28 protein-coding genes are annotated in these 22,349 nt (G+C 51.7%); 6 read left to right on the top strand and 22 right to left on the bottom strand.

The genetic code is table 11. From position 1 onward, the window contains the following. Positions 1 to 33: 33 nt before the first annotated feature. From nifT to ACRJJO_RS18470, 6 genes are all read left to right on the top strand, one after another. Positions 34 to 246, top strand: a complete 213-nt coding sequence (nifT, locus tag ACRJJO_RS18495) for a putative nitrogen fixation protein NifT (protein WP_431067097.1) — start codon at positions 34 to 36, stop codon at positions 244 to 246. Then, positions 182 to 457, top strand: a complete 276-nt coding sequence (locus ACRJJO_RS18490; RefSeq protein ID WP_431067102.1) for a 4Fe-4S binding protein — start codon at positions 182 to 184, stop codon at positions 455 to 457. Before nifT ends, ACRJJO_RS18490 begins: the two co-directional genes overlap by 65 nt. A 3-nt stretch (positions 458 to 460) precedes the next feature. Further along, positions 461 to 727, top strand: coding sequence for a DUF6129 family protein (locus ACRJJO_RS18485; RefSeq protein ID WP_431067096.1), 267 nt, complete (start codon positions 461 to 463; stop codon positions 725 to 727). 8 nt (positions 728 to 735) lie between these two features. Beyond that, complete coding sequence (locus tag ACRJJO_RS18480; RefSeq protein WP_431067095.1) at positions 736 to 1,500, top strand: 4Fe4S-binding leucine-rich repeat protein; 765 nt, start codon at positions 736 to 738, stop codon at positions 1,498 to 1,500. Continuing rightward, positions 1,493 to 2,455: a hypothetical protein gene (locus tag ACRJJO_RS18475; protein ID WP_431067094.1), complete on the top strand. Its 963-nt coding sequence runs from the start codon at positions 1,493 to 1,495 to the stop codon at positions 2,453 to 2,455. Before ACRJJO_RS18480 ends, ACRJJO_RS18475 begins: the two co-directional genes overlap by 8 nt. 413 nt (positions 2,456 to 2,868) lie before the next feature. Beyond that, on the top strand, positions 2,869 to 3,903 hold the full coding sequence (locus ACRJJO_RS18470) for an IS110 family transposase (RefSeq protein ID WP_431067093.1): 1,035 nt from the start codon (positions 2,869 to 2,871) through the stop codon (positions 3,901 to 3,903). Positions 3,904 to 4,173: 270 nt separating this feature from the next. On the opposite strand, the gene ACRJJO_RS18465 is transcribed toward ACRJJO_RS18470, so the two are convergent. The 22 genes from ACRJJO_RS18465 to rsxG form a co-directional block, all read right to left on the bottom strand. Next, complete coding sequence (locus ACRJJO_RS18465) at positions 4,174 to 4,707, bottom strand: flavodoxin (RefSeq protein ID WP_431067092.1); 534 nt, start codon at positions 4,705 to 4,707, stop codon at positions 4,174 to 4,176. 10 nt (positions 4,708 to 4,717) lie between these two features. Further along, entirely contained in the window at positions 4,718 to 5,338 is a 621-nt protein-coding gene (grxD, locus tag ACRJJO_RS18460) for a Grx4 family monothiol glutaredoxin (protein WP_431067091.1), read from the bottom strand. 507 nt (positions 5,339 to 5,845) lie between these two features. Further along, positions 5,846 to 7,138, bottom strand: coding sequence for an ATP-dependent Clp protease ATP-binding subunit ClpX (clpX, locus tag ACRJJO_RS18455; RefSeq protein WP_431067090.1), 1,293 nt, complete (start codon positions 7,136 to 7,138; stop codon positions 5,846 to 5,848). A 281-nt stretch (positions 7,139 to 7,419) separates the two neighbouring features. After that, entirely contained in the window at positions 7,420 to 8,268 is an 849-nt protein-coding gene (nifM, locus tag ACRJJO_RS18450) for a nitrogen fixation protein NifM (protein ID WP_431067089.1), read from the bottom strand. 1 nt (position 8,269) lies between these two features. After that, positions 8,270 to 8,749 carry a nitrogen fixation protein NifZ gene (locus ACRJJO_RS18445; RefSeq protein ID WP_431067088.1) on the bottom strand — a complete coding sequence of 160 codons (480 nt, stop codon included), beginning with the start codon at positions 8,747 to 8,749 and terminating at the stop codon, positions 8,270 to 8,272. Further along, entirely contained in the window at positions 8,746 to 9,060 is a 315-nt protein-coding gene (gene nifW / locus ACRJJO_RS18440; protein WP_431067087.1) for a nitrogenase-stabilizing/protective protein NifW, read from the bottom strand. Before nifW ends, ACRJJO_RS18445 begins: the two co-directional genes overlap by 4 nt. Positions 9,061 to 9,204: 144 nt before the next feature. Continuing rightward, positions 9,205 to 9,519 carry a ferredoxin III, nif-specific gene (fdxB, locus tag ACRJJO_RS18435; protein WP_431067086.1) on the bottom strand — a complete coding sequence of 105 codons (315 nt, stop codon included), beginning with the start codon at positions 9,517 to 9,519 and terminating at the stop codon, positions 9,205 to 9,207. 8 nt (positions 9,520 to 9,527) lie between these two features. After that, a complete protein-coding gene (locus ACRJJO_RS18430) occupies positions 9,528 to 9,743 on the bottom strand; it encodes a CCE_0567 family metalloprotein (protein WP_431067085.1) in 216 nt (71 codons plus the stop codon). Positions 9,744 to 9,753: 10 nt separating this feature from the next. Further along, positions 9,754 to 10,227: a NifX-associated nitrogen fixation protein gene (locus ACRJJO_RS18425; RefSeq protein ID WP_431067084.1), complete on the bottom strand. Its 474-nt coding sequence runs from the start codon at positions 10,225 to 10,227 to the stop codon at positions 9,754 to 9,756. Between the two features lie 101 nt (positions 10,228 to 10,328). Further along, positions 10,329 to 10,760, bottom strand: a complete 432-nt coding sequence (gene nifX / locus ACRJJO_RS18420; RefSeq protein ID WP_431067083.1) for a nitrogen fixation protein NifX — start codon at positions 10,758 to 10,760, stop codon at positions 10,329 to 10,331. 56 nt (positions 10,761 to 10,816) lie between these two features. Continuing rightward, entirely contained in the window at positions 10,817 to 12,202 is a 1,386-nt protein-coding gene (nifN, locus tag ACRJJO_RS18415; RefSeq protein WP_431067082.1) for a nitrogenase iron-molybdenum cofactor biosynthesis protein NifN, read from the bottom strand. A gap of 6 nt (positions 12,203 to 12,208) precedes the next feature. Then, on the bottom strand, positions 12,209 to 13,642 hold the full coding sequence (gene nifE, locus ACRJJO_RS18410; RefSeq protein ID WP_431067081.1) for a nitrogenase iron-molybdenum cofactor biosynthesis protein NifE: 1,434 nt from the start codon (positions 13,640 to 13,642) through the stop codon (positions 12,209 to 12,211). A 1,169-nt stretch (positions 13,643 to 14,811) separates the two neighbouring features. Then, on the bottom strand, positions 14,812 to 15,420 hold the full coding sequence (locus ACRJJO_RS18405; protein ID WP_431067080.1) for a nitrogen fixation protein NifQ: 609 nt from the start codon (positions 15,418 to 15,420) through the stop codon (positions 14,812 to 14,814). Next, complete coding sequence (locus tag ACRJJO_RS18400; protein ID WP_431067079.1) at positions 15,420 to 15,770, bottom strand: 2Fe-2S iron-sulfur cluster-binding protein; 351 nt, start codon at positions 15,768 to 15,770, stop codon at positions 15,420 to 15,422. The genes ACRJJO_RS18405 and ACRJJO_RS18400 overlap by 1 nt, the downstream gene beginning before the upstream one ends. A 20-nt stretch (positions 15,771 to 15,790) precedes the next feature. After that, a complete protein-coding gene (locus ACRJJO_RS18395) occupies positions 15,791 to 16,078 on the bottom strand; it encodes a 2Fe-2S iron-sulfur cluster-binding protein (RefSeq protein ID WP_431067078.1) in 288 nt (95 codons plus the stop codon). A 212-nt stretch (positions 16,079 to 16,290) separates the two neighbouring features. After that, the gene (locus tag ACRJJO_RS18390) at positions 16,291 to 17,571 is read right to left on the bottom strand and encodes an FprA family A-type flavoprotein (protein ID WP_431067077.1); all 1,281 of its coding nucleotides are present in this window, start codon (positions 17,569 to 17,571) and stop codon (positions 16,291 to 16,293) included. Further along, positions 17,568 to 17,993, bottom strand: a complete 426-nt coding sequence (locus tag ACRJJO_RS18385) for an ArsC/Spx/MgsR family protein (protein WP_431067076.1) — start codon at positions 17,991 to 17,993, stop codon at positions 17,568 to 17,570. The genes ACRJJO_RS18390 and ACRJJO_RS18385 overlap by 4 nt, the downstream gene beginning before the upstream one ends. 65 nt (positions 17,994 to 18,058) lie before the next feature. Beyond that, entirely contained in the window at positions 18,059 to 18,337 is a 279-nt protein-coding gene (locus ACRJJO_RS18380) for a ferredoxin (RefSeq protein ID WP_017842384.1), read from the bottom strand. A gap of 173 nt (positions 18,338 to 18,510) precedes the next feature. Next, a complete protein-coding gene (gene nifB, locus ACRJJO_RS18375; protein WP_431067075.1) occupies positions 18,511 to 20,001 on the bottom strand; it encodes a nitrogenase cofactor biosynthesis protein NifB in 1,491 nt (496 codons plus the stop codon). A gap of 564 nt (positions 20,002 to 20,565) precedes the next feature. Beyond that, entirely contained in the window at positions 20,566 to 20,826 is a 261-nt protein-coding gene (locus ACRJJO_RS18370) for an RnfH family protein (protein ID WP_431067074.1), read from the bottom strand. Between the two features lie 10 nt (positions 20,827 to 20,836). Next, positions 20,837 to 21,526 (bottom strand): electron transport complex subunit E, encoded by a 690-nt coding sequence (locus tag ACRJJO_RS18365; RefSeq protein ID WP_431067073.1) that lies wholly within the window; start codon positions 21,524 to 21,526, stop codon positions 20,837 to 20,839. A gap of 22 nt (positions 21,527 to 21,548) precedes the next feature. Beyond that, positions 21,549 to 22,169, bottom strand: a complete 621-nt coding sequence (gene rsxG, locus ACRJJO_RS18360) for an electron transport complex subunit RsxG (RefSeq protein WP_431067072.1) — start codon at positions 22,167 to 22,169, stop codon at positions 21,549 to 21,551. Positions 22,170 to 22,349: the final 180 nt, after the last annotated feature.

Below are 22,349 nucleotides of genomic sequence, written 5' to 3'. Positions count from 1 at the left end.
AACCCGACCGACTTAATTAGATTGGAGATCCTAATGCCCAGCGTGATGCTCAGAAAACGCGACGACGGCAAATTGCTGTTCTATGTCGCGAAGAAAGATCTGGAAGAAACCATAGAGTCGCTGGAATTCGACGCCCCCGACAAATGGGGCGGCGAAGTCGTGCTAGGCGACGGTTCGCGATATTACTTCGAACCGCTCTCGCCCCCGCCGAAAATTCCGACGACTCTTCAAGCGAAACGTTTATAAGGAGGCTGTCATGGCTTTATATATTGTTGCCGACGAATGTATTTCCTGCGGCGATTGCGAACCGGTTTGCCCTACCAATTCGATCACGGAAGGCAAAATCGTATTCGAAATCGACAAAAAGACCTGCACCGAATGCGAAGGCGATTTCGACAAACCGCAATGCGTCCGGGTCTGCCCGGTCGATAATTGCATCCTGCCGTTGCCGGCCTGAGCGATGATCACGCCCGAATTGGCCGACGTGATCGCCGCGACCGTCGAAAACCAGGGAATCGATGAAGCCGTCATCGGTCAACTCAGAGCCGGTCATCCCGGTGTGCATTTCACCTATTGCATGGATGACGATATTCCAAATCACCAACCGGTGCTCGAACGCGCCGGTTTCAATTTGTATCTCGTCGACGGGCGCGATCATTGTTTATGTTTGACACACGATTTCGAGCGGGCGACCGGGTTTGTCGTTGCCGAAATCATGGGTGAATGAGAGTTCGGATGAATGAACCAACTGAACCGGTAGCAACGCCGATAGCCGACTGTAGTTTATGCCGTTTTCGGAATAAGACGCTACTGATGGGGCGCTGCATGCCTGGGGACACTTGCGTAATGGCTGAAAGCGGCCGGCAAATCGACCGCTTCTTCCGCGTCAATCCTCAATATGCCTTGGCGTTTTTGCACGATAAATTTTGGGAACGGCGTGCCATCGCGGTTCGTTATGTTCCCCAAAGAGCTCTGAACAAAATGGTCGGCGATGAGGATGAAGTCGTACGTCGAGCGGTTGCTTACCGGTTGCCGCAGCAACATCTGATGCAGTTGATCGACGACCCGGATCGCGAAGTCCGTATTACGGTCGCCGACCGTATCGGCCTGGAACATCTGGAAAAGCTTGCCGGCGATACCGATTATTTCGTTCGGCTCACGGTAGCCAAACGCTTACCGCAGGGCCGGTTGTTTCGCTTGATCAAGGACGACGATTTGAAAGTTCGGCAAATTGTTGCCGAACGCCTACCGGAAGTCAGCTTGGGGTTGATGATCAACGACCCTGCACCCGAGGTTCGTCGTGTTCTGGCTGAACGCATGGCGACTCAAGACTTGGCTCCTTTGCTTAACGACAACGATTGGCTAGTGCGCTATACCGCCGCGCTACGAGCCGATCCGAACGATCTGTCTGTGCTGACAAACGATCCGGAACATGATGTACGCGAATTGGCGCTCAGACGCTTGAACGACCCATCCGTTACAGGAACCGATCATGAATGAATCGCCAACATTAATAGCCGCACAACTTATTGCCGATTGTTGCAAAAAACTGATACCCGGCCCGAACGACGACCTGCTACTTGATCAATTACGCACACTGATACCTAACTACCCGGTCCGCCTGGCCTGGGTCGGGGACGAATGGTACCGCATCGGAGGCGTCGTCGATTCCAACAATCGGCGCATCGCGTGGGACCTGATCGAATGGAGCGAGCGCACCTTCATCGAATGCGGCCAAAATCTGCAAACACTGATCGAACATACCCGCGAGCAACGATTGATCGCAACACGGCAGTCCGGACAATCGCTATTTTTCGTTGTGCAAACCGGTCACAGAGCTGAAGATTTCACGCTGATTGAAATCGACAAGACCCGTGAGGTGTTGGACCGGCTGTTAATCAACGAAAATGAACCGCCGGAAGACTTGGAAGAACTCATCGACCCGCTGAACCCCGCAACGGTCGAATGCGTCGCGGTCGGAACCTCCCGTTACGCTTACCGACGCAAAACCGATATTAGATTATTCATGGAAGCCATTAACGCGCATCATGCAATCGAACAACCCGTGCAACGTTTTATAGACGATTGGAATCGCAGCAGTGCCGGCCAAAAAAACCATTTGTCGGAAGACTGGCTGATCAAACCTTCGCAACATACCGGCCGTTTTGGAGAACAAATCGTCAATGCCGAAATCATCAACATCCAAAAAAACCGCCTGCCCTATCTCGAAGATTTAGCCGGCAAAAAAGGTAACACGCTAAGCGGACTACTGAACCGCTTCGACCGCCAAGCAGGCTATCCTTTTGCGTGGTTCTTTTATATGGTCAAAAGAAAACTCGTTTCGCCGTACTGCGCGCAAGCTGTCTTTCAGGACATCAGCGGCGACTTCGCCTATCTGCCGCAACGCGACGAAGCGGTGCTGCGCGACTGGATCGCAAAGCCTTATTATCTATAGCGTAACCGGACTGTCTGCCGGCATCGATTAAGAGTGATGAGCAACACATTGCATTTTTGCTATGCGTTGATTTATACCTTTCGCATTTCAAATTTCGGCGATGCTTAAGGAGGCGCCAGTGTGATCGGTAAAGGCTTTGCCAGCATGGATGCTGGCATAGAGCCTTGTATGATTAATTTAAATGAATTTTAGCCAGGAAATACTTTAAGCTGTACCGAGTTCATTGGGAGGCCGCTTGAGCCTGAGGACTGGATTAAACCAGAGCCTGTCATGTAGATTGGCCCCCGCCCTATTCACCTATACCGCGGAGTATCTGAGGCTTAGAGCCTGCATTCACAAGGATGGTAGGTGCATACGCAGGGTCGGGAACCAATGACTAGTTTACTTTCCTTATCACAGAATAACAATTAAACATGGCAGATCAACAAATTAACAGCGCTTCACTTGACACACAAACCCGTATCTTCGCTGGCGTCGATGTAGGATCTAAAGAACTGGTTTTGGTGGTGCGCAAAAATGGCAAACCTTTCAATCCGCAGAAGTTCTCCAATACCCCAACTGATCATGCCCGGATGGCCAAGAAACTGAACAAATTGTCCGGCATTATCGTGTGTATGGAAGCCACCGGCAGTTATCATTTCGATTTAGCCGTTGCGCTCCATGATGCCGGCGTCAAGGTAATGGTCATCAATCCCAAGGTCTCTCATAACTTTGCTAAAGTGTTGATGAACAATAGTAAAACAGATGATGTGGACGCGAATACTCTGGCGGTGTATGCCGAACGGATGGATTTTGTGCCTTGGTCCCGTCCTTCGAATGAAAAGATCGCTTTACGTTGTTTCTCACGCCGTATTAATGCGCTAACCGATCAAAAAACAGCAGCAAAGAATCAGCTGCATGCCTTAAGCGCAACAGTTGAAACACCCAAAGCCGTGCTAAAAGATGCACAAGCAGCCATCGATCAATTAGATAAGCGTATCGATCAGTTAACGGCTGGCGCCTTGGCATTGATCGAAAAACATCCGGAACTCAGTCGAGCATTAGTTTTGTTCACGAGCATTAAGGGTATTGCCAATACCAGTGCGATTGCCCTCATGGGAGAACTACTGATTTTGCCTGCGGATATGTCGCACCGTGAGTGGGTCAAGTTTGCGGGGCTCGATCCAAGAGCTTTTGATTCCGGCACGAGTGTCCACAAAAAAACGCGTATATCCAAGGCCGGTAACAGCCAGATTCGCGCCGCCCTGTATATGCCTGTCTGGAGCGCTGTGCAGCATGATCGCCATATTAAGGCGTATTACCAACATCTCCTTGATATGGGTAAATTACCGTTGCAAGCCTGTTGTGCGGTCATGCGTAAATTGTTACATGCGATTCACGGCATGCTCAAGCATGATAAACCATTCGATAACACGCGTTTTTATGCAATTCCGTCAATCGCTGAATAGCAGAAAAATGCCTATTTTTAACTTGATTTTAAACAGAGTATCTACATGGATGTATTCACGGCGTCCGTTGACGATCACCCCGGTGCCGAATTTTGAACTACGACGGTTATAAAAGAAAACCCTCCTAATTCCGGGATTTGAAATCCCTGACAAATAGGCTCTTGAATTCTTCTTATAGCCATAGTGTTTCAACTCCGCTTTCCAGTACAGCAAACATCAGGCCAGAGGTTATTTAAAAGAGAAAAGGCGCGGCGTCCGAACACCCAATACCTAAGTCCAAACCGGTCGAATGCCTTCCAACCATTTGTCCAATCGTTCGTCGGTGAGCTCTTTTTGCGTTTCCTCATCCAAAATGAGCCCGACAAATTTATCGTCAATGACCGCTTTCGAGTAAATGAATTGATAATTCCCAGTATCCCATGCTCCGCCGATGATTTCAGCACCGCATGATGTAAAGGCATCGTACAAATAGCGTACGGCGCTGCCAAAATTTTTGCCGTAACTCTTTTGATTACCCAGCCCGTAAAGCGCCACTTTTTTCCCGTTGAAATCGTGTCCGTTTAATTTCGGTATAAACTCTTCCCAACTCTCGGTTTGATTACCCGTCGATTTGCCGGGCAGCTCACCTTCTCCATAGGTCGGTGTGCCCAATATCAATACATCGTAATCAAGCAAATCTTCAACGATAGCCGTTCGAATATTGACCGGCTTTGCGGTATCGGGGCCGATTTTTTTCGCGATCGTTTTCGCGATCATTCTCGTCCTGCCGGTATCTGTTCCGAAAAATATACCTACTTTGGCCATTGGTAATAACTCACGCTTGAATTTGCAGTAAACCGGAAGCCGGGGTTTCGGCTTGCTCCCGCTGTTGCTCGGGCGTAAAAGTCTTCATCGATACCGCATGCAAACGGCCTGAAGCCAAAGCATCGGCCAAAGCCGCCATGACGCCTTGTTGTTGCCGGACCAACGTTAAACCAGCAAACGCCTCGCTGACCACCGTAATCGACAGATTACAGCCTTCGCCATCGATCTCGATGACCGCATCGGGATATCGATTTTTAATCAGGCTCTCGACTTCAATGGGCGTTATCGCATCACTGGCCGTTGCCTTCGAAACTGTTTTCACCGACATTTTTTGCAATAAGGGTAACAAACTGCCATCGTTATGCATCGCTTCGACGATATCGCAACCGCCGACCAACTCGCCGTTAACGAACAATTGCGGATAGGTTGGCCAATGGGAAATCTTCGGCAGTTTTTCGCGGATGAATGGCGCTGCCAGGACATTAACATAGGAGAACGGAATTCCGGTTGCGTTTAAAATTCCGACCGTTTTCGCCGAGAACCCGCATTCCGGAGCGGTTGGAACGCCTTTCATGTAGAGGATGATAGGATTTTCGGCTAGTTGCTTGCGTATTTTGTCTTCGGTGCTCATTTTTACAGTCTCTCAATGGTAAATGTGGAAAGGCCATCAGGCCGAATTTTTAAGAGTGGGCTCGAAAAAACGTAGGTTGTTGACGCCCTTAACCCAGTACTCTCCCAAAGAAAGGGAGAGATCAATTCCCAGACTCTGTACTCAGAGTTATACTTCGCGCGGTCATGTTTTCGGCTTTTATGGCAATGCTATTTTGTTCGGTAGCAAGGCGCGAAAACAGGCGCATAGCAAGCTATGTAACTGTTTTCGCAAAGCTTCCGCTCCTGCTCACGCCCCTTACCTACATCCATGTAGGTAACGTAGCTACCGGACAAAAGAGCGCGTTAGAAAACCGAAAATGTGGCCGCGCGAAGTATATTTTTAAACTGTAGAAACAGTCTTGCCATCTTAGCCAATGTGGCTTCGATAGCATTGATTCTCCTGATGTTTTCGACTTCGATATCGCGATCAGGGGATCGCTCCCACAGTCGCGTCGGTCGCGATTTCGAAACAATACTGTTTTTCGAGTCACCCTGCCCCGGCCTGTTTTTTCAATGCCGACTCTTGGTCATGTTCGATTAGTCTGAGCGGCGCACCTTTCTTGACGACTTCGGCATCAACGATGCAAGTCTCGACATCGCCGCGCGTCGGCAAGTCGAACATCGCCTTGCGCAGTATCGTTTCCATGATGCTGCGCAACCCTCTAGCGCCGGTGTTACGCGCGATTGCCTTATCGGCGATCTCGACCAACGCATCCGGTGTAAATTCGAGACTGACGCCGTCATAGGCGAACAAGCGTTGATATTGTTTGACCAGCGCGTTTTTCGGTTCGGTTAGAATCTGAATCAGCGCATCGACATCGAGCGGTTCTAAAGGGGCCAACACCGGAAAACGCCCAATGAATTCAGGTATCAAGCCGAAGCGTTTCAAATCGTCCGGCTCGGTCGCGTTGAGTAAGTCTTCCACATTCGGCTTTTCGTCTGGCCGATCGGCTTCACGATGAAAACCGATCGCGGTGTTTTTCGGCACCAAACGCTTTTCGACATGCTTTTCAAGCCCCGGAAATGCGCCGCCGGAGATGAACAAGATGTTGCGCGTGTCGACGATGACCGAATCGGCATTATTGCCGTCCTTGCGCCGCCCTTTGTTCGGCACTTTGACATGCGAGCCCTCGACTAGGCGCAATAGCGCTTGTTGCACGCCTTCGCCCGAAACATCCCGTGTGCCGAAAGCCTGCTCGGGGCTACGGGCGATCTTGTCGATTTCGTCCAAGTACACGATGCCCCATTCCGCCTTGCCGATATGGCCGTCGGCGACATCGAGCAGGCGCACCAGGATGTTTTCGACATCGTCGCCGACATATCCGGCTTGAGTCAGCGTCGTCGCGTCGGCAACTACAAACGGCACACCGACAATCTTGGCCAGAGTACTGGCCAGAAGCGTTTTACCAGTTCCGGAAGGCCCGATCAGCAGAATGTTGGACTTGCCGATTTCGACGCCGTCGTCGGAAGCGCCCAATCCGCCGATTTGTGAACTTTCGTGCTTCAAGCGCTTGTAATGGTTGTAGACCGCAACGGCCAGAATCTCTTTCGCGAGATCCTGTCCGATAATGTAGTCGTCGAGCAGTTGCTTGATTTCGGCCGGTTTCGGCAATGGCCCGTGCATTTCGGCCAATTGCTTTTTCTTTCCCCAGCTTGAAACGACCTGATTCGCCAAGATTACGCAAGCTTCGCAAATCTGCCCGTCGTTGCCGGCGATCAACGGCACGTCGACCGACGCCTCGACCCCGCAAAAAGAACATGTCTTATTGGTTTTTTGCATAAATGCTCCGCGTAAGTTTCATGAAGTGGCTGTGATTGGTAAATAGTGAAAGGTGAATAGTAAATGGATCATGTGTTCAGCCGCCCTTAGTTATTCGGCACACCTCTTTGCTCATTCCCAAGCTCTTTGCTTGGGAATGAGGTACGAGAAACTCCAGCTTCTCGAAACCGGCAAGCAAGAACGTGCGTGAAGGCTTTCCCAAACCGGAGTTTGGGAAACAGCGAACTATTCATTATTATCTGCTCTCTGCTATCTGTTCCCTATTCACTATTCACTATCGACTATTCCCGAGACAACCCCGCCAACCAGGATCGTTGGCAATTGCGCCGGTAACGCTCCTGCATGATCTGCCGGATTTTCGGCGTAGCCTTTTGCAGCGAAAGCGTTTCCGCCTTATGAATCTCGACGCACTGGACCAAATGGAAACCGATTTCGGTTTCGACGATGCCGCCGATTTCATTTTTCTTCAGCGCAAACAGCGCCTCGTCGATCTCGGGATATAGCGTTCCTTTGGCAAATACGCCAAGCATCCCGCCTTGCAGCGCAGTCGGGCATTCGGAATATTTCAACGCCAAATCTTCGAATTTATGCGGCTTGCGCCACAGTTTTTGCTGCAATTCCCGTATGCGTTGTAGCGCACTGTCGCGGCCGTTCTCAGCAAAATCAGGATTGACTGTAATCAAGATATGGCGCACCGCTCGGCGTTCCGGAAGATTGAATTTTTCGGGATGCGTGTGATAGTAAATACCGATTTCGACATCGCTGACCTTCGGCGCTCGCGCTGAGACTTTATCCAGGACGGTATTAACCTTGCACTCTCGATATATAGCCATGCGCAACCGTTCAGCATCGAGTCCGTTCAGTTGTAACGCCGTTTCGAATTCCTCGTCGCTACCGAATCGGCTGCGCACTTCCAACAATGCGGCGTCCACTTCCTCACTTGTAATAATCACGCCTGCCGCCTCGTTCGAACTTAACACGCGCAATTCGATTTGGTACTCATTCAGAGCCTGTCTTGCCGCCTGCTTCAATTGCTCGCGTTCCAAATCCGCGGGGGGTTTGCGGAACAATGACAATGAGGAACGCAGCAAGGTATAGGGGTCAATGGCAATATCGGCAATAGCGTTCATATCATTTCTCCGGTTCGGTAAAGAGTTCCGGGTTAGCAGGCTGCAATACATTTTCGGGTACTTGCAGTGTTCTTCCGGGAAAACGGACATGATATTGAACGGGCACGGAATCTCTCAGCACCTTGAGCACTTCGCCCTCTTGTCCTTGCTGGGCAACTACTTGTCCGTGAATACCTAAATCGATCGTACTCACGACTTTATCCCGGAATTCAAAACGACTCGGATTCCAAGGCTCGCCCGCCGGAACCAATTCCTCGGCGCGGCAACCGACCATGCGACCCTGGTCGAGAAAATGTACCGTGTAAATCACCTGGTCCTGCAGAAACGTGCCCATTTCGATGACATGACCGACGCTGCCGCGCCGTACCAGCAATTCGCCGATGGCCATACCCGGATAGGTGCCGTCGTTGCGCACGTTGCGGGTCAGGCGAACCGCTTCGCCGAAATCGAAGCGTTCTTCGTCGAAACGCTCCTCGATCATAATCGGATGTCGCCCAAGGGCACGAACACCGTTTGCGGCTCGCCCATCTTGAAGACCTTGAAGACCTTTTCGGTCTGCGCGTCGGATTCGACAAAATCGTGATAGGCGCGTAGTAATAATTGCTTGTAAACCGCTCGCAAAGCGTCTTCATCTTCAGGAAACTTACTCTCGGCCTGGGCCAGGTAATCGTGAAAACGCTGCAGAATATGAAGACGGTTAACATGAACGATCGACGGTTCGTATTCCAGTTCGAAATACTGTAAAAAATCTTCGGCCGATTCCAGATCTTCGATTTCTTCTACAAAACTCATAGCTTTCTCCGCGTTAAAATGGACCGACAAGATACAAATCACTGACGATCAAATACACCATCAAAAGTGCGAATGCCGCGAAGGATATCGCAGCGAGCAACTGTCCGGATTTCAGTTTGAACATAAAACCTCTCTAAACTGCTATCAGGCAGCTTCCTTATGCTGGTGGGTGAAGCAACTTTTCGGACAGACTCTCGAACAGGCCTCGCAGCCGATGCAATCGTCCGCATTCTTGATGCTCATCACCATGCTGTTGTCGTCGTCTTCGAAATCGCCGTAATCGTCGTCGAAATCCTCCGCTTCGAGTACCTCGTCTTTCTCGACCAGATCGAAGACATCGCGCGGACATACCTTGAAACAGCGGCCGCAGCCTATGCAGGTGCGCTGATCCAAATCGCTAACATAGGAAGGCATCCAAACCGTCCCGCCGAAAGTTACTCCAGTTACCAATTCCGCCATGCCGCCACCTATGCGGTTTCCGCCTGTGCGGCGAGTAGTCTTTGATTGGCTTCATCCCACGCCTTGCAGGCATCGTAGGTCGCCTGGGCGACGTCCATCAATTCCTGATAGGCATCGGGTAAACGGTCCTCTATCAGATCGTGCAACTCCATTGCCTGTTCACCGGCCAAACGCTTGGTTTTCTTGACTTGTTTTTCCAGTTGCTTGATGTCTTCGGCTGTCATATCGATCTCCTCAGCTTTCGGCGACTTCTTTATATTGCTCGATCAACTCCAGCGCCTTGTCGATCTGTTTTTCGCTTTGCTCGCATAACGCTTCCAAGGTCGGAAATCCCCAGCGGTGAACGTCGCGCAAGGTCTTGTCGACCACAATCAACTTGCCGACCATCACCAGCGCCCGGCCGAAGCCTTCGTGCGTCAGATTGACGAACGGCACGGCCATCAGTCCGCATTTTTTTTCGATCAACGAGGCGATTGCGTTGTAATAGGATTTGATGCGCGCCACGGTGGTCTCGTCGGGGTCGCCGACGATCGGTATCTCGCGCTTGCGCTCCTTGGTCAGGATTAACGGGTCGATGATCTTTTCCTCGGACCACCCTTCATAGGTGTCATAAGTATCGAGCGCGCGCAATTGCTTGAGCATTTCCGCGACGAAATCCGAGCTCATGAAGGGATCATTCTCTTCGATGGCCATTGCTGCTTGGTTCATGGTGTGTATCCTCTATGATTTATAAAAGCCGTAGGGCACGCATCGCGTACCTTTTTTGAAATTTGAAACAATCGAAACCCCTGGGAACTCGCGTATACCAATCATTCCGACCAGCCCTCCTCTTCCATCGCATCGAAGCGCGAAGGGTCGAATCCTTTAGCCTTATTGATCGCCTTCGCGAGCCAACTGGACGGTCCCGATTTTAATTCGTTCTGCAGGTCGGCGATCAAATCGGCGATTTTGCTGCCTTCGTGCACCTTGACCGGCTGAATGCCGTGTGCGACCAATTGCTTGATCGCCGACGCCCCGACCGCCTGGCAGTACACTGCAGCGCAATCTTCGAGCATCTGCAGCTTGACCGACAATTTGTCTTCATTGCCGTCCTGCGCGAGATCGCCGAATTGCGCGGCCTCCAATAATTCGCTTCGGTCCGGGTCGACCGCATAGACCGCGAATGATTTGGACGAACCGAAATGTTGATTGACCGTGTTCATGTCGGTCGTCGCGAAAGCGATTTTGATCGCGGTATCCATGGGCATTCTCTGTTCCAAAGGTTGTACGATGTGCATGCGCCGGGTCACGGACATGATCAAGCGGCCCGGCGGCGTTCGGTTTCGGTTTTTTGCGCATAGATCGAGTCATAAGGCTCGATCTCCTCGTGCGCGAAATTAATGACCAGATTGGCCAGATCGAACAGCGTTTGACGGGTGCCGCGATAGCCGATCCAAGTCTTCTGGTAGCCGCCGATGATGTCGTAGAGCGGAAATCCGGCGCGCAATATCGGAATGCCGAGTCGTTCGGCGGCCGCAACCGCATGCGAATTGCCGATCAGCAATTGCGCATTGCGTTCTTTTGCGATGACTTCCAGATCCTCGAGATCGCCGATCTTGATGCGGTCCGTTTTCGCCCGGCCCAGCACCGGGGTATTGGCCGCGCTGACCGCCGCGACGATTTCGCCGCCCATTTCTGAGATCAGTTCGACGAACGCATTGAGTTGATCCGGGTCGGCGGCGACCGCGACCCGGAGCTGCCCGAGCATGAAATGCGTGTCGAGCATCGCATCCTGAAGTTGCGCGCGCTGCCGTTCAATGCGTTCGGGTACATCTAGCTCGGCAATCTTACTCAACGTCATGATGAATGTGTCATTCGCCTGTAGGCCGTATAGATGATCGAAGTAATAACTTATGACTCCGGTTTTTTCCTGCAGCAGTTCGCCGGATTTTTTCAACGATGCGCCGATCACCAGCGTGGCCATCGCATCGCCCAAGGTCGCCATTTCCGATAGGGGCGTGCCGCCGATCGTGACCGGAGAGAAATCCTGATCGGTCAGGACTCCGTCCAGCGAATCGGAAATGTCCGGCACGAATACCGTCCGCAATTGAAACTGTTCGATCAAATCGTGTAAGGCTTCGAGATCGCCCGGCGTCAACATCGGACCGGCCAACACGTTGACTTGGCGTTTGCGGGTGCCCGGTTTGGTACCGGCCTCTGCGGCATCGGGCACCAGCGTGCGGACGATTTCGGTCAAAGTCGCGGCATAACCGGTTTCGACGCAGCCGGTGAAGTCGGGCGTGTTAACCGCAACGACCGCAACATGATCGTATTCGGGATATTTGACGCGGAACTCGCGAACGTTACGGTGCACGTCGGCGCCCTGCGTTTCGGCGAGACCGGTCGTCAGCACGGTAATCAACGCCGGATTCGATTTTTCGGCGATCGCCTTCAAGCCTTCGATGACGTTTTCGTCTGCGCCCATCACCGAACTGCCCTGATCCATCGCAGTCGTCTGCAGCGGAATCGGTTCGCGGAAATGGCGCACGAAAAACACCTTCGCGAAGGCGGTGCAGCCCTGAGAGCCGTGCAGCATCGGAATCGCGCGATCGAAGCCGAGCGTCGCCAACGAACCGCCGATCGGCTGACTGGCCTTGAGCGGATTGACCGACAATGCTTTATTGCGTTTGAGTATTTCGGCCATCGTCGATCACCCCGCTGTAGGGTACGCCACGCGCACCGTTTCGCCATACGTGATACTTGTTGCGGCTTTCCACGGCGCCGGAGCTCTAACGGCCGGCCAAACCGGACTCTCGATCGTCAGCGCCAATTGCCGAACCAACTCCAGCATGCCTTGATAGCCTTCGTAGCCGAATTCGCGCTCCTGGTTGATGTCCAGAAACGGCACACGAGCCTTCAACGCGGTATACATGTTCCGGCCGCCGGCGATCAGAATATCGGCTTGGTAATCGCGGACGATTTTCAGTAAGGCCTTCGGGCTGCCGTCCTCGATCATTACGGTATCCTCGCCCATCAATTCCCGGATGCGAGCCTTGTCTTCTTCGGTCGACTTTTTCGTGCCGGTCGCGACGACGACCATGCCCAAATCCTGCAATGCCGAAATCACCGACCAGCTCTTGACGCCGCCGGTGAACAACAGCACGCGCTTGCCGGCCAACCGTTCGCGCCACGGCTCCAATTCCTTGCGAATACGCGCTTCCTCGCGGGCAATCAATGCTTCGGTGCGTTCGGTCAAATCGGGGTCGCCGATCACGCGCGCGAAATCGCGCAGGGCCTGACTGGTGTCGGTAATGCCGTAAAAACTGCCTTCGAACCACGGCGTACCGTATTTCTGTTGCAGCTTGCGCGCGACATTGACCATCGCCTTCGAACATACCATCATGTTTACTTCGGCCTTGTGCATCGTCTGCACCTCGCGGAAACGAGCATCGCCGGACAAGGTACACAACACGCGTAGGCCCAATTCGTCGAGCAGCGGCAGCACATGCCAGAACTCGCCGGCGATGTTGTATTCGCCGACCAGATTGACGTCATGCACCCGGATGCCGGGCCTTGAACTGCCTTCCGGTAACGTATCCGGATCACGCGTGCCGATCACATGATTGACCATCGCATCGCCGGCTATGCGGTTGCCGAGATTCTTCGTACCGTAAAAACCGGCGCAATCGATCGGCACGACCGGAACGCCCCAGCGCTGTTCGGCCTGTTTGCAAATCGCGCCGATATCGTCGCCGACCAGAGCCGGCACGCAGGTGTTGTAGATGAAGACCGCAGGCGGATCGTAACTGTCGATCGCCTGTTTGATCGAATGAAACAAACGTTTTTCCGAACGCCCCATGATCACATCCTGCTCGGTCAGATCGGTCGTCATGCCGTAGCGGTACAAATCCGAACCCGACGAGCGCGTGCCCCGGTTGTCCCACGAACTGCCGGCGCAGGCGATCGGCCCGTGCACGATATGCGCGACATCGGCGATCGGCAACAACGCGATCTGAGCGCCGTCGAACGCACAGCCGCCCGCCGCCGAACCGGGTTTCGGTTTCGCGCAGCCGGACTTCTCCTTCTTGTTGTGTTCGCAAGCTGGCTCGTCCAGCAATTCGGCAATGTCTTTAGTCGATTTCATGGCACGCTTCCGAAAAGAGTTACTTGGAATACTGCAACCGCCGTGCCAATCTTTAAACCTCTGATTTACCAGTGTTGTAGCGAATTCGGCTTTGTCGTATTTGCGACAATTGGAAGTTTTTTGAAGGGGATAGTCCGAGGTGGGGAGGGAGATTTTGGATCGATTGGCGGGGACATTTATACTCGTTTGCGCTGATCAGACACAATATTTGCTGTTAGGGTTTCCAGGCTTTGTGCTGCTCGTTTTGCGCTCTCATAGTTCTTTCTCTATCATGAGACGCAGAGCGGCTTGTTTACTTTGGCATATTGACTATACCCATCGCAGATCAAAATTCGGCACCAGGGTGTCCGTCAAAGGACGCCGTGAACCCAGCACCTAAAACCAGCACCTAAATTCCATAGGTCATTGGCAATGATTCAAAATCATGGCTTATTTAGGTGCTGGGTGAATACGTCCATGTAGGCTCTATGCCAGCTCCATGCTGGCCCCTCACCTAGCGTTAGGTGAGGGGCCAGAACACACCCCGGCGCCTCCTCAGGCACTGCCGAAATTTGAAGTGCGAAAGGTATAGAACAGGCTAAGGGGTGACTCCAAGTCATCTTATCCGAACGAAAAGAGGCAAATAGATGAGACCGGAAGAAATAAAGGATGAAATTACCAAATTGGAGTTGTCCGAAAAACGGCTCCTTGTTGAATACATAAGGGATTCAATTGCTGCAAGCAATTCAGAACTTCCCATGCCTGAAGGGCAAAAATATGAGCCACTTAAATTCGCCATTGATGTACCTAGGCTAATAAGCTCCAGATATAGGCTGTGCATCGCGCACCTTTCAGCTACGCAGCCTATTCTCCGATTACAACTTTCGATAGGGAGTCGCTATTTTTGCGAAAGATTTTTCCGGGCATCCTGCTTGAAAAATCAGCAAAAATTACGCGACTGCTAATGCCTTCGGCGGCCCCGATTCGCCCTGCGTCCGTGCCACTACGCCACATCCTCGTAAACTCGATGCGGCTCCGTAGCACTCCCACAAATGGCTTGACGCCGTGTCGCGATGCCTTGTATTTTGCCTCCGCCTGCGCTAGTCGCGCAGACTCCGGCAAAACACCCGGCGCTACGGCTATCGGGGACTAAAAATCTTCACTTCGCTAGCGCTCCGTTTCCAAGATTTTCAGCGGTCGTCCTCCGGCCCGAAACACTGCCTGTAATCCACACATACTTCGCAAGACGGCGCGCGGCACAGATACAAGCCTTCCGCTTCGCACAATTGTTTGTAGATAAACTTTTTCCATTTCATGTCTTTGGTGTTTCGTGCGGCCAGGTCCGGGAAATTATGTGTCAGCAGCGCCGACAGCTCCTTACGCGACCATAACCCCAAATCCTGCCAGAGGTGATCGCTGCCGAGACAGGCGGCAACAATGATCGCGGCAATACATTCGGACTCGGCAACGGCGGAAGACCGAAATTCGGCCAGTAGTTTTTCCAGGTCTTCCCGCTCCAGCATTCGGCTGAAATCAAGGACTTTACCTGACGTGGCTTGTCTTTCGATATCCGCTCCCGGAAAACAGCGCTTTAACAATTTTTCGAACTGATCCGGTTCGAGTCCTAGGCAATCGGGCAAAACGCCCTCCCCGAACCGCCAGCTGGTAATGATTTGCGCCAGCCAGATCGCGTTCGGAGATCGGTTAGAACCTTCGGTTAAATTCCGATACAATTGTTCGCGGGTCATGACCGGATTCGAATAAAAGCCGACGCGAGAAGCAAAGCTTTCTAGATGCATCAATATTGGACTCGAATATCCTCGTCCCTGACGATCATTTGACAAGCTAGGCGCCAGTCGGTCGGCAAATCGTCGACATGCATCGTTTCGACTTGGTCCTTCGTGATCTTACCCAGCTCAAGCAGCAAGGTTTTTTCCTTGTCGGTCAGAGGTCCGCCCATGCGTTGATGTTTGTCGTCAATACTGCTGACTTTGACTAGACAGGTGCCGCATTCGCCGTCCTCGCATTCGAAATTGATCGGTATCTTATTTTCGAGTGCCAGCTTCAATACGGTTTGCGTATGACTCCCGGCCACCGCATAGACGGTTTTGTCGCGGTATTCGGGATTCGTGAAGGTTACTAATGCCATGATGAGTTCCTCTTGAATATTTAAACGGGTCTGACCGAAATTTCGCCACCCAATGCCTGAGCTTGGCACGCCAGACGGTTGTGTTTACCGGCCATGTTTTCGCGTAAAACCTTGTCTTCAAGTACCGACGGCTCTGTCAAATGATTCCAGCCGTTTGTTACTTTCATAATGCAGGTGCCGCAATCGCCTTCGCGGCAACCGTAAGTTATGCCGGAACCGACTTTTTCCGAAACTTCGATAATACGGGTGCCGGCAGGCACAGTGACGGTTACGTTAATGTCTTCGAATGTAATGGTCGATTTGGCCATTGGTTTGCTCCTTAAGGATGTTGTGTTAAATAAATTCTCGGCTTTTAGTCGGCATATTGTCTCTGTAGAAGACATCCCGAATTCCGGTTGCCGAGGTCAAAACCGTTCGCTTATCGAAAGCGATATCGAAGCTGAAGGATTTAAACTTCGAGCAATCGCGACGAAGGCGTCGCTCGCACGGAGTGTTAAGCCTTTTTTCATTGGCCTACCGCTCATACCAAGTCTGCCATGTCGATGACTTTCCTCGCTCTCAACCCCATCAATTCCTGGGCGAGTTGCAAGCCGAATTCGCGGCAAGCTTCGAGTTCCTCGTCGGTCGGTATCAATTTGACGCGCAAACCCGGAATCGGTACACGCATCTTCAGACCCCGTAATCTGTCCTCGACTAGCGGCACACCTTCTCCGGTCCAGCCATAGGATCCAAACACAGCCCCGAGTTTAGTCTTGATGTTAATCACGGTCAGCGACGACAATAAATCCCAGACTGGTTTGACCGCATCGCCGTTGATCGTCGGCGTGCCGAAAACCAAACCGTCCGCTTCTTCGATCAAATCGACGAACGGTTCGACTTCACCGCCTTCCAAATCGTACAAAGACACTCTGACGTCCGGAACCTGCATCGCTCCGCTGTAAACGGCCTCGGCCATGCGCCGGGTATTGCCGTAGGAACTAATATAAAAAATCAACAAGGTCTTATGCTCCGGACTGATTTCACTTTCCAACGACGACCCAGAAAGCTGGCGGTAACGGCGCACATAACGATCCGGTCTATCACGTAAAATAGGGCCATGAGTCGGCGCAATGGTCGATACCGCCAACGGCTCGATCAAATCCAGCGCGCGCACGACATAGTCCTTGAACGGACGCATGATGTGCGCGTAGTAATATTCGAACGAAAAACGGAAATCGCCGGCCCGGTCGTTGAAGAGCCGGTTGTCGCAAAAATGACAACCGAAAACGTCGCCGGAAAATAAAATTTTTTCTTCAGGCAAATAAGTGCATTGCGTATCGGGCCAATGCAGATAAGGCGTATGCAAAAACTCCAAGGTTCGGTCGCCGAGCGATACACGATCGCCGGTCAAGACCGGTGTGTAGCTCATTTGGTCTTGTTTCAACAGGGCTTTCAGCATCGCTTGCGCCTTTTGCGATATATACAACTGTGCTCCCGGCGCGCGCCGCATTAATTCCGGTAAAGCGCCGGTATGATCGGGCTCCAGATGGTTCAGCACGATGATCTTGATTTCGTCGTAATCGGCGATGCTTTCAAGCCTTGCGAAAAAATCTTCGGCGAAGCCTTCCTTGACCGTATCGACAACAGCAACGCCATCGCTGCCGCGGATCGCGTAGGCGTTGTAGGTCGTACCGTTAGCGGTTTTCAAAATAATATCGAAAGTACGAAGACTGGGATCCAATGCGCCTATCCAGTGAACCCTCTCGGACAGCTCGACCGCTTTGGGACAACCTTGTTTATCGATTAATTCGGCCTCATTCACGGGTTACACCCGGCGCTTGTCTCAATGCGAGTGCAGGTTTCCCAGTCGCGTGCGGCTGAACCCGGCGTCAAGCCGATCCAAGCATCGACCAGAACCGGATCGAACCCGGCAATGCGGATGCCGCCCGATTCCAGCAACGGTCTACGGATCAGAATCGGGTCATCGACCATTGCACTGATAGCTTCAAGCTCCGTCATTACGTTTGGGTTCAACAAGCCATGCTTAATTTTCGGCGCGCTCGGATTAAACCAGTCGGAAACCGGTCTATTACGGAAAAACGACCGTAACTTCGCCGACTCGTCGGACCAAGGCTGATTCAACAAATCATGCACGATCAGCACATGTCCGGCTTCGACCAGCAATTGTTTTTGCCGAACGTTATTGAGACAGCCAGTTTTTTCGTAGAAATTGATCAAGGCCATTCGCAGTTCCTCGAATTATGATTAAATCGGCGCAATCGCCGCGATGCAAGCATCGCTCCCGCAATTTAATGCGCCTGCAATTCGGCCATCGCCTCGGCCATTTTCTCCGGCGGAATACCGGTCAAAGATCCGGGCGGATTCAACGCCTCGCCGAACATATCGAGAATAGCGCCCTCGATCGGACAAATACTCGCGCATTGCGGTACCGAAAAATCGCCTTCGCATTCGGTGCATTTTTTCGGATCTATCAAAAAATGGGGTTTTGCTTCATAAATCGCTTTGCTCGGACATAGCGGCTCGCAAGCAAAACAATTGACGCAGGATTCGATGATTTTTAGAGCCATAAGAAATCTCTTCCGGTTATTTGGTTCATCTCTAGTAGCACCGCACGCATCGCGGCAAACAGCAGAGGCTGGCTTCGCAACAAGCCGCGTAGGGTGCTCATCGCGCACCAATGCCCAAGGCTTACGGTTTTTGTAAATCTTTCGCAAAGGTATGCGGTGCTTACCCTACAAACCTAAGCAACGGCTCGCTCGGCCTGCTCTGCTTCATCCAGCCTTCCGCTTTGCGCCATTTCCTTATAAACGGCCATCACAGCATCCTCGATCGGCTCCATTGCATGTTCGCCGTTCGGCATGATGCCGGCTTGCTCGAGCAATTCCCAAGGCTCGAAACCGACCTTCGAACACAAGACGGCCTCGCAGCCTTCCAAAGAACGAATCGTACGCTGCAGCACCGATTCGCCGTCGCCGCAGGTCGTATCGCCGCCACAGTATTGATCGGCCTTGCGGTGACTGATGAAACGCACGCCGTCCGGAGAAGCCTCGTAAACCAGAAATTCCTTCGCATGACCGAAGTGCACGTTGATGACACCCTGCCCGCTGGTTGCGACCGCCATCAAAACCGGACGCGTAGTCATTTTTTCTTCCTGTGCAAACTGCTCGGCTTTTTCGGCCTTCACTTCGCGTTTGCTGTTCATCTCGGCTTCGATCGCTTGATGAATCACTTTGCGTTTTTCCATCGCGGCCTGGTAATCGATTTCCATCGTTTCGATCTTGTCCATCGTGAATTCGTCGCCTCTATCCTCGCCCAACAATCCGACAGCATCGGCGCGGCATTGGCGACAATGGCGCATCATGTTCATATCGCCGGAACATTCGTCTTGCAAATCCTGCAGTTCGGCTGCATTCGGCCCACGCTGTCCCATCACGCCGTAGAATGTGCCGTGCTCGGCTTCGGCGATCAACGGCATCACATTGTGTAAAAACGCGCCTTTCGCCTTGACGATCTTGCTGACTTCGGCCAGATGCTTGTCGTTGACGCCGGGAATCATTACTGAATTGACCTTGACCAAAATGCCTTTTGCGACGAGCATTTCGAGCCCTTTTTGCTGCTGCTCTATCAAAATATTCGCGCCTTTCTTGCCCTTGATGCGCCGGTTTTCCCAGAAGATCCACGGATAGATCTTCGCGCCGATTTCGGGGTCCACGCAGTTGATCGTGATCGTGACATGGTCGATGTTGTGTTTGGACAGTTCTTCGACCGAATCCGGCAAGGCCAGACCATTGGTCGAGACACAGAGTTTGATGTCCGGCGCGTCTTGACTGAGCTGCCGGAACGTTTCGAAGGTTCTTTCGGGATTGGCCAACGGATCACCGGGACCGGCGATACCGAGCACGGTCATTTGCGGAATGTTCGCCGCGACCGCCATCGTCTTCTTGACGGCTTGGTCCGGCGTCAGCAGTTCCGAAACAACGCCGGGACGCGACTCGTTCGCGCAATCGTATTTGCGGTTGCAGTAATGGCATTGAATGTTACAGGCAGGAGCAACAGCAACATGCATACGCGCGAAATAATGATGGGCATCTTCGGAGTAACAAGGATGATTTTGCACCTTGGCCCGAATCTCTTCGGACAAATGGTTCATCTGGTCGTCGGTAGAACCGCAAGAACCGGCGGAGCATCCGCCTTTGCTTGCAGGTATTTCGTTGAGTACTGGCAATTCCATGAATGGCACCTCGCTTATGTTTGTCAATAAGCTTAATGCACAGCTCGTGCCAGTTATTTAAGAATATCTATGTCATTGTTTTATTGATATAAATAAACCATAAAAAAGATTTTTGTCGTGAACTTAACATCACTGCTCTTTGAAAATGTGGGTAATCGTACAATCAAATATTCAACCATTTGTATATTGGTACTAATAATCAATGGCCATGAAGCGTAAACACCAGAAAACCCTTGAGCGACTATCCGCTCATCCAATCAGTAGGAATATTCGATGGAACGATATTGAAGCGCTGCTCATCGAACTGGAAGCCGAGCTATAAGAACGGGAAGCTTCTCGAGTCGAGGGGTCATAAAAAGGAAAAAGGGGTCGGTCGGAAAAAGGTTACTTTAGATCTAATAAAAGTAACCCTTTTAGAGCTGCAACAGGGAGCTGCTGTCAAGCCCCTATGGATTCACGGCGGTCCTCGATAGACACATCCCATATTTTATTCTTACAAGGTTTTTCAATCAAAAGGGAGTAGTAGGCTGGATATGTCTTGGATGTAGAAAGTACCTTTCTATCCTAAAGCTTTCGGCGCTTAACCAATTTCGGGTCGGCAATAATCGGACGATAGATTTCGACGCGGTCGCCGTCTTGCACGACGGTATCCAATTTAGCTATTTTGCCGAATATACCGACTTTTTGGACCGTTAAATCGATTTCCGGATACTGTTTCAACAATCCCGACAATGCGATCGTTTGCTCGATCGTACTCTCTCCCGGCACCTCGATTCGCATCCACGTTTGTCGATCGGCGTCCCCGTAACAAATTCCGACATTCATCGCGATTCCTCTAACTTTCCGTCAATGGTTCACCGATCGTTTCACGAATCGCTTTTGAGGCTAATCGCCTATCGACCAGTCGCTTGCCGGCGATGATAAAGCCGAGCGCGATAAACCCGCCCGGCGGCAAGGCCGTCAACAAAAACCCTTTGTAATCCGGAATCAATGTCGTTTCCAGAAACGCCAAAGATTCGCCTAGCAATAAAGACGCATTCGCGAATAAAGTTCCGGACGAAATGATTTCGCGCACGGCCCCCAGCAGAACCAATACAAAGGTAAAACCGAAACCCATCATCAAGCCGTCCCACAACGACATGGCAACCGGATGCTTCGATGCATAGGATTCTGCGCGTCCTAAAATCGCGCAATTCGTGACGATCAGCGGGATGAATAAACCCAACACTTTGTGCATCTCATGCAGCCAAGCATTCATTGTCATATCGACCAGCGTCACCAACGCGGCGATTAGCAAAACAAACACCGGAATCCTGACTTCCGAGGGAATCAAATGCCTGTTAAGCGACACTAATCCGTTTGAACAAACCAATACAACCAGTGTCGCAAGCCCCATGCCCAAGCCGTTGGTTGCCGTTCCTGTCACCGCCAACAGAGGACAAAGCGCCAAATTTTGGCCAAACACGACATTGTTATGCCAAAGGCCCTCGCCGGCTAATTTTTTGTAGGTTTCGGGTAACAACATTTCAAGTCTCCAATAACACGGATCATTCGACGATTTCGGAACGATGCTTGTCGAAAAACAATAATCCCCGACGGACGGCGTTGACGACGGCACGCGGCGTGATCGTGGCACCGCTGAATTGATCGAATTCGCCTCCGTCCTTCTTAACGGCCCACTGTTCGACGGTCGGGTTCTTGAGCGAACGGCCGTTGAAACTTAAGATCCAGTCGGACTTAGCGATTTCGACCTTATCGCCGAGCCCCGGCGTTTCGGCATGGGCAATCACTCGCACGCCTAATATTTCACCGTTTCGGTCGATACCGATAACCATATCGATATTGCCCGAATAACCGTCAGGTGCGGTCAAACGAAAAGCCGCTGCTTTCGTAAGGCCCTGTTTGCGCGCCACATAAACTACAATCTCCTGCGCATTCGACAAGCCGTCACCCGGCACGATCACGGTACTTTGCAGCAAATCGTTGTCATAAAGTTCGTCCGGTATCACTTGCGCAAGCGAAGCTTTTAAATCTTCTAACCGACGCATCTCAATCAAATCGCGCGTGTTCCAATCGCCGATGCCGAGCAAGGCGCTAGCGGCCAAAGCAAAACCGGCCAGCAGCAGCATTTGGTAAGAAATACGGGGTTTCAATTGCTCAAGACGCATGGAATATTAACCGTTCAATAGTATGTAGTTAGCTGTTAGCTGTTAGCTGTTAGCTGTTAGCTGTTAGCTGTTAGCTGTTAGCTGTTAGCTGTTAGCTGTTAGCTGTTAGCTGTTAGCTGTTAGCTGTTAGCTGTTAGCTGTTAGCTGTTAGCTGTTAGCTGTTAGCTGTTAGCTGTTAGC

It is taken from the genome of Methylotuvimicrobium sp. (genome assembly GCF_050611805.1).
Classification (GTDB): domain Bacteria; phylum Pseudomonadota; class Gammaproteobacteria; order Methylococcales; family Methylomonadaceae; genus Methylotuvimicrobium.
This window is presented reverse-complemented; position numbering and strand designations above follow the sequence as displayed.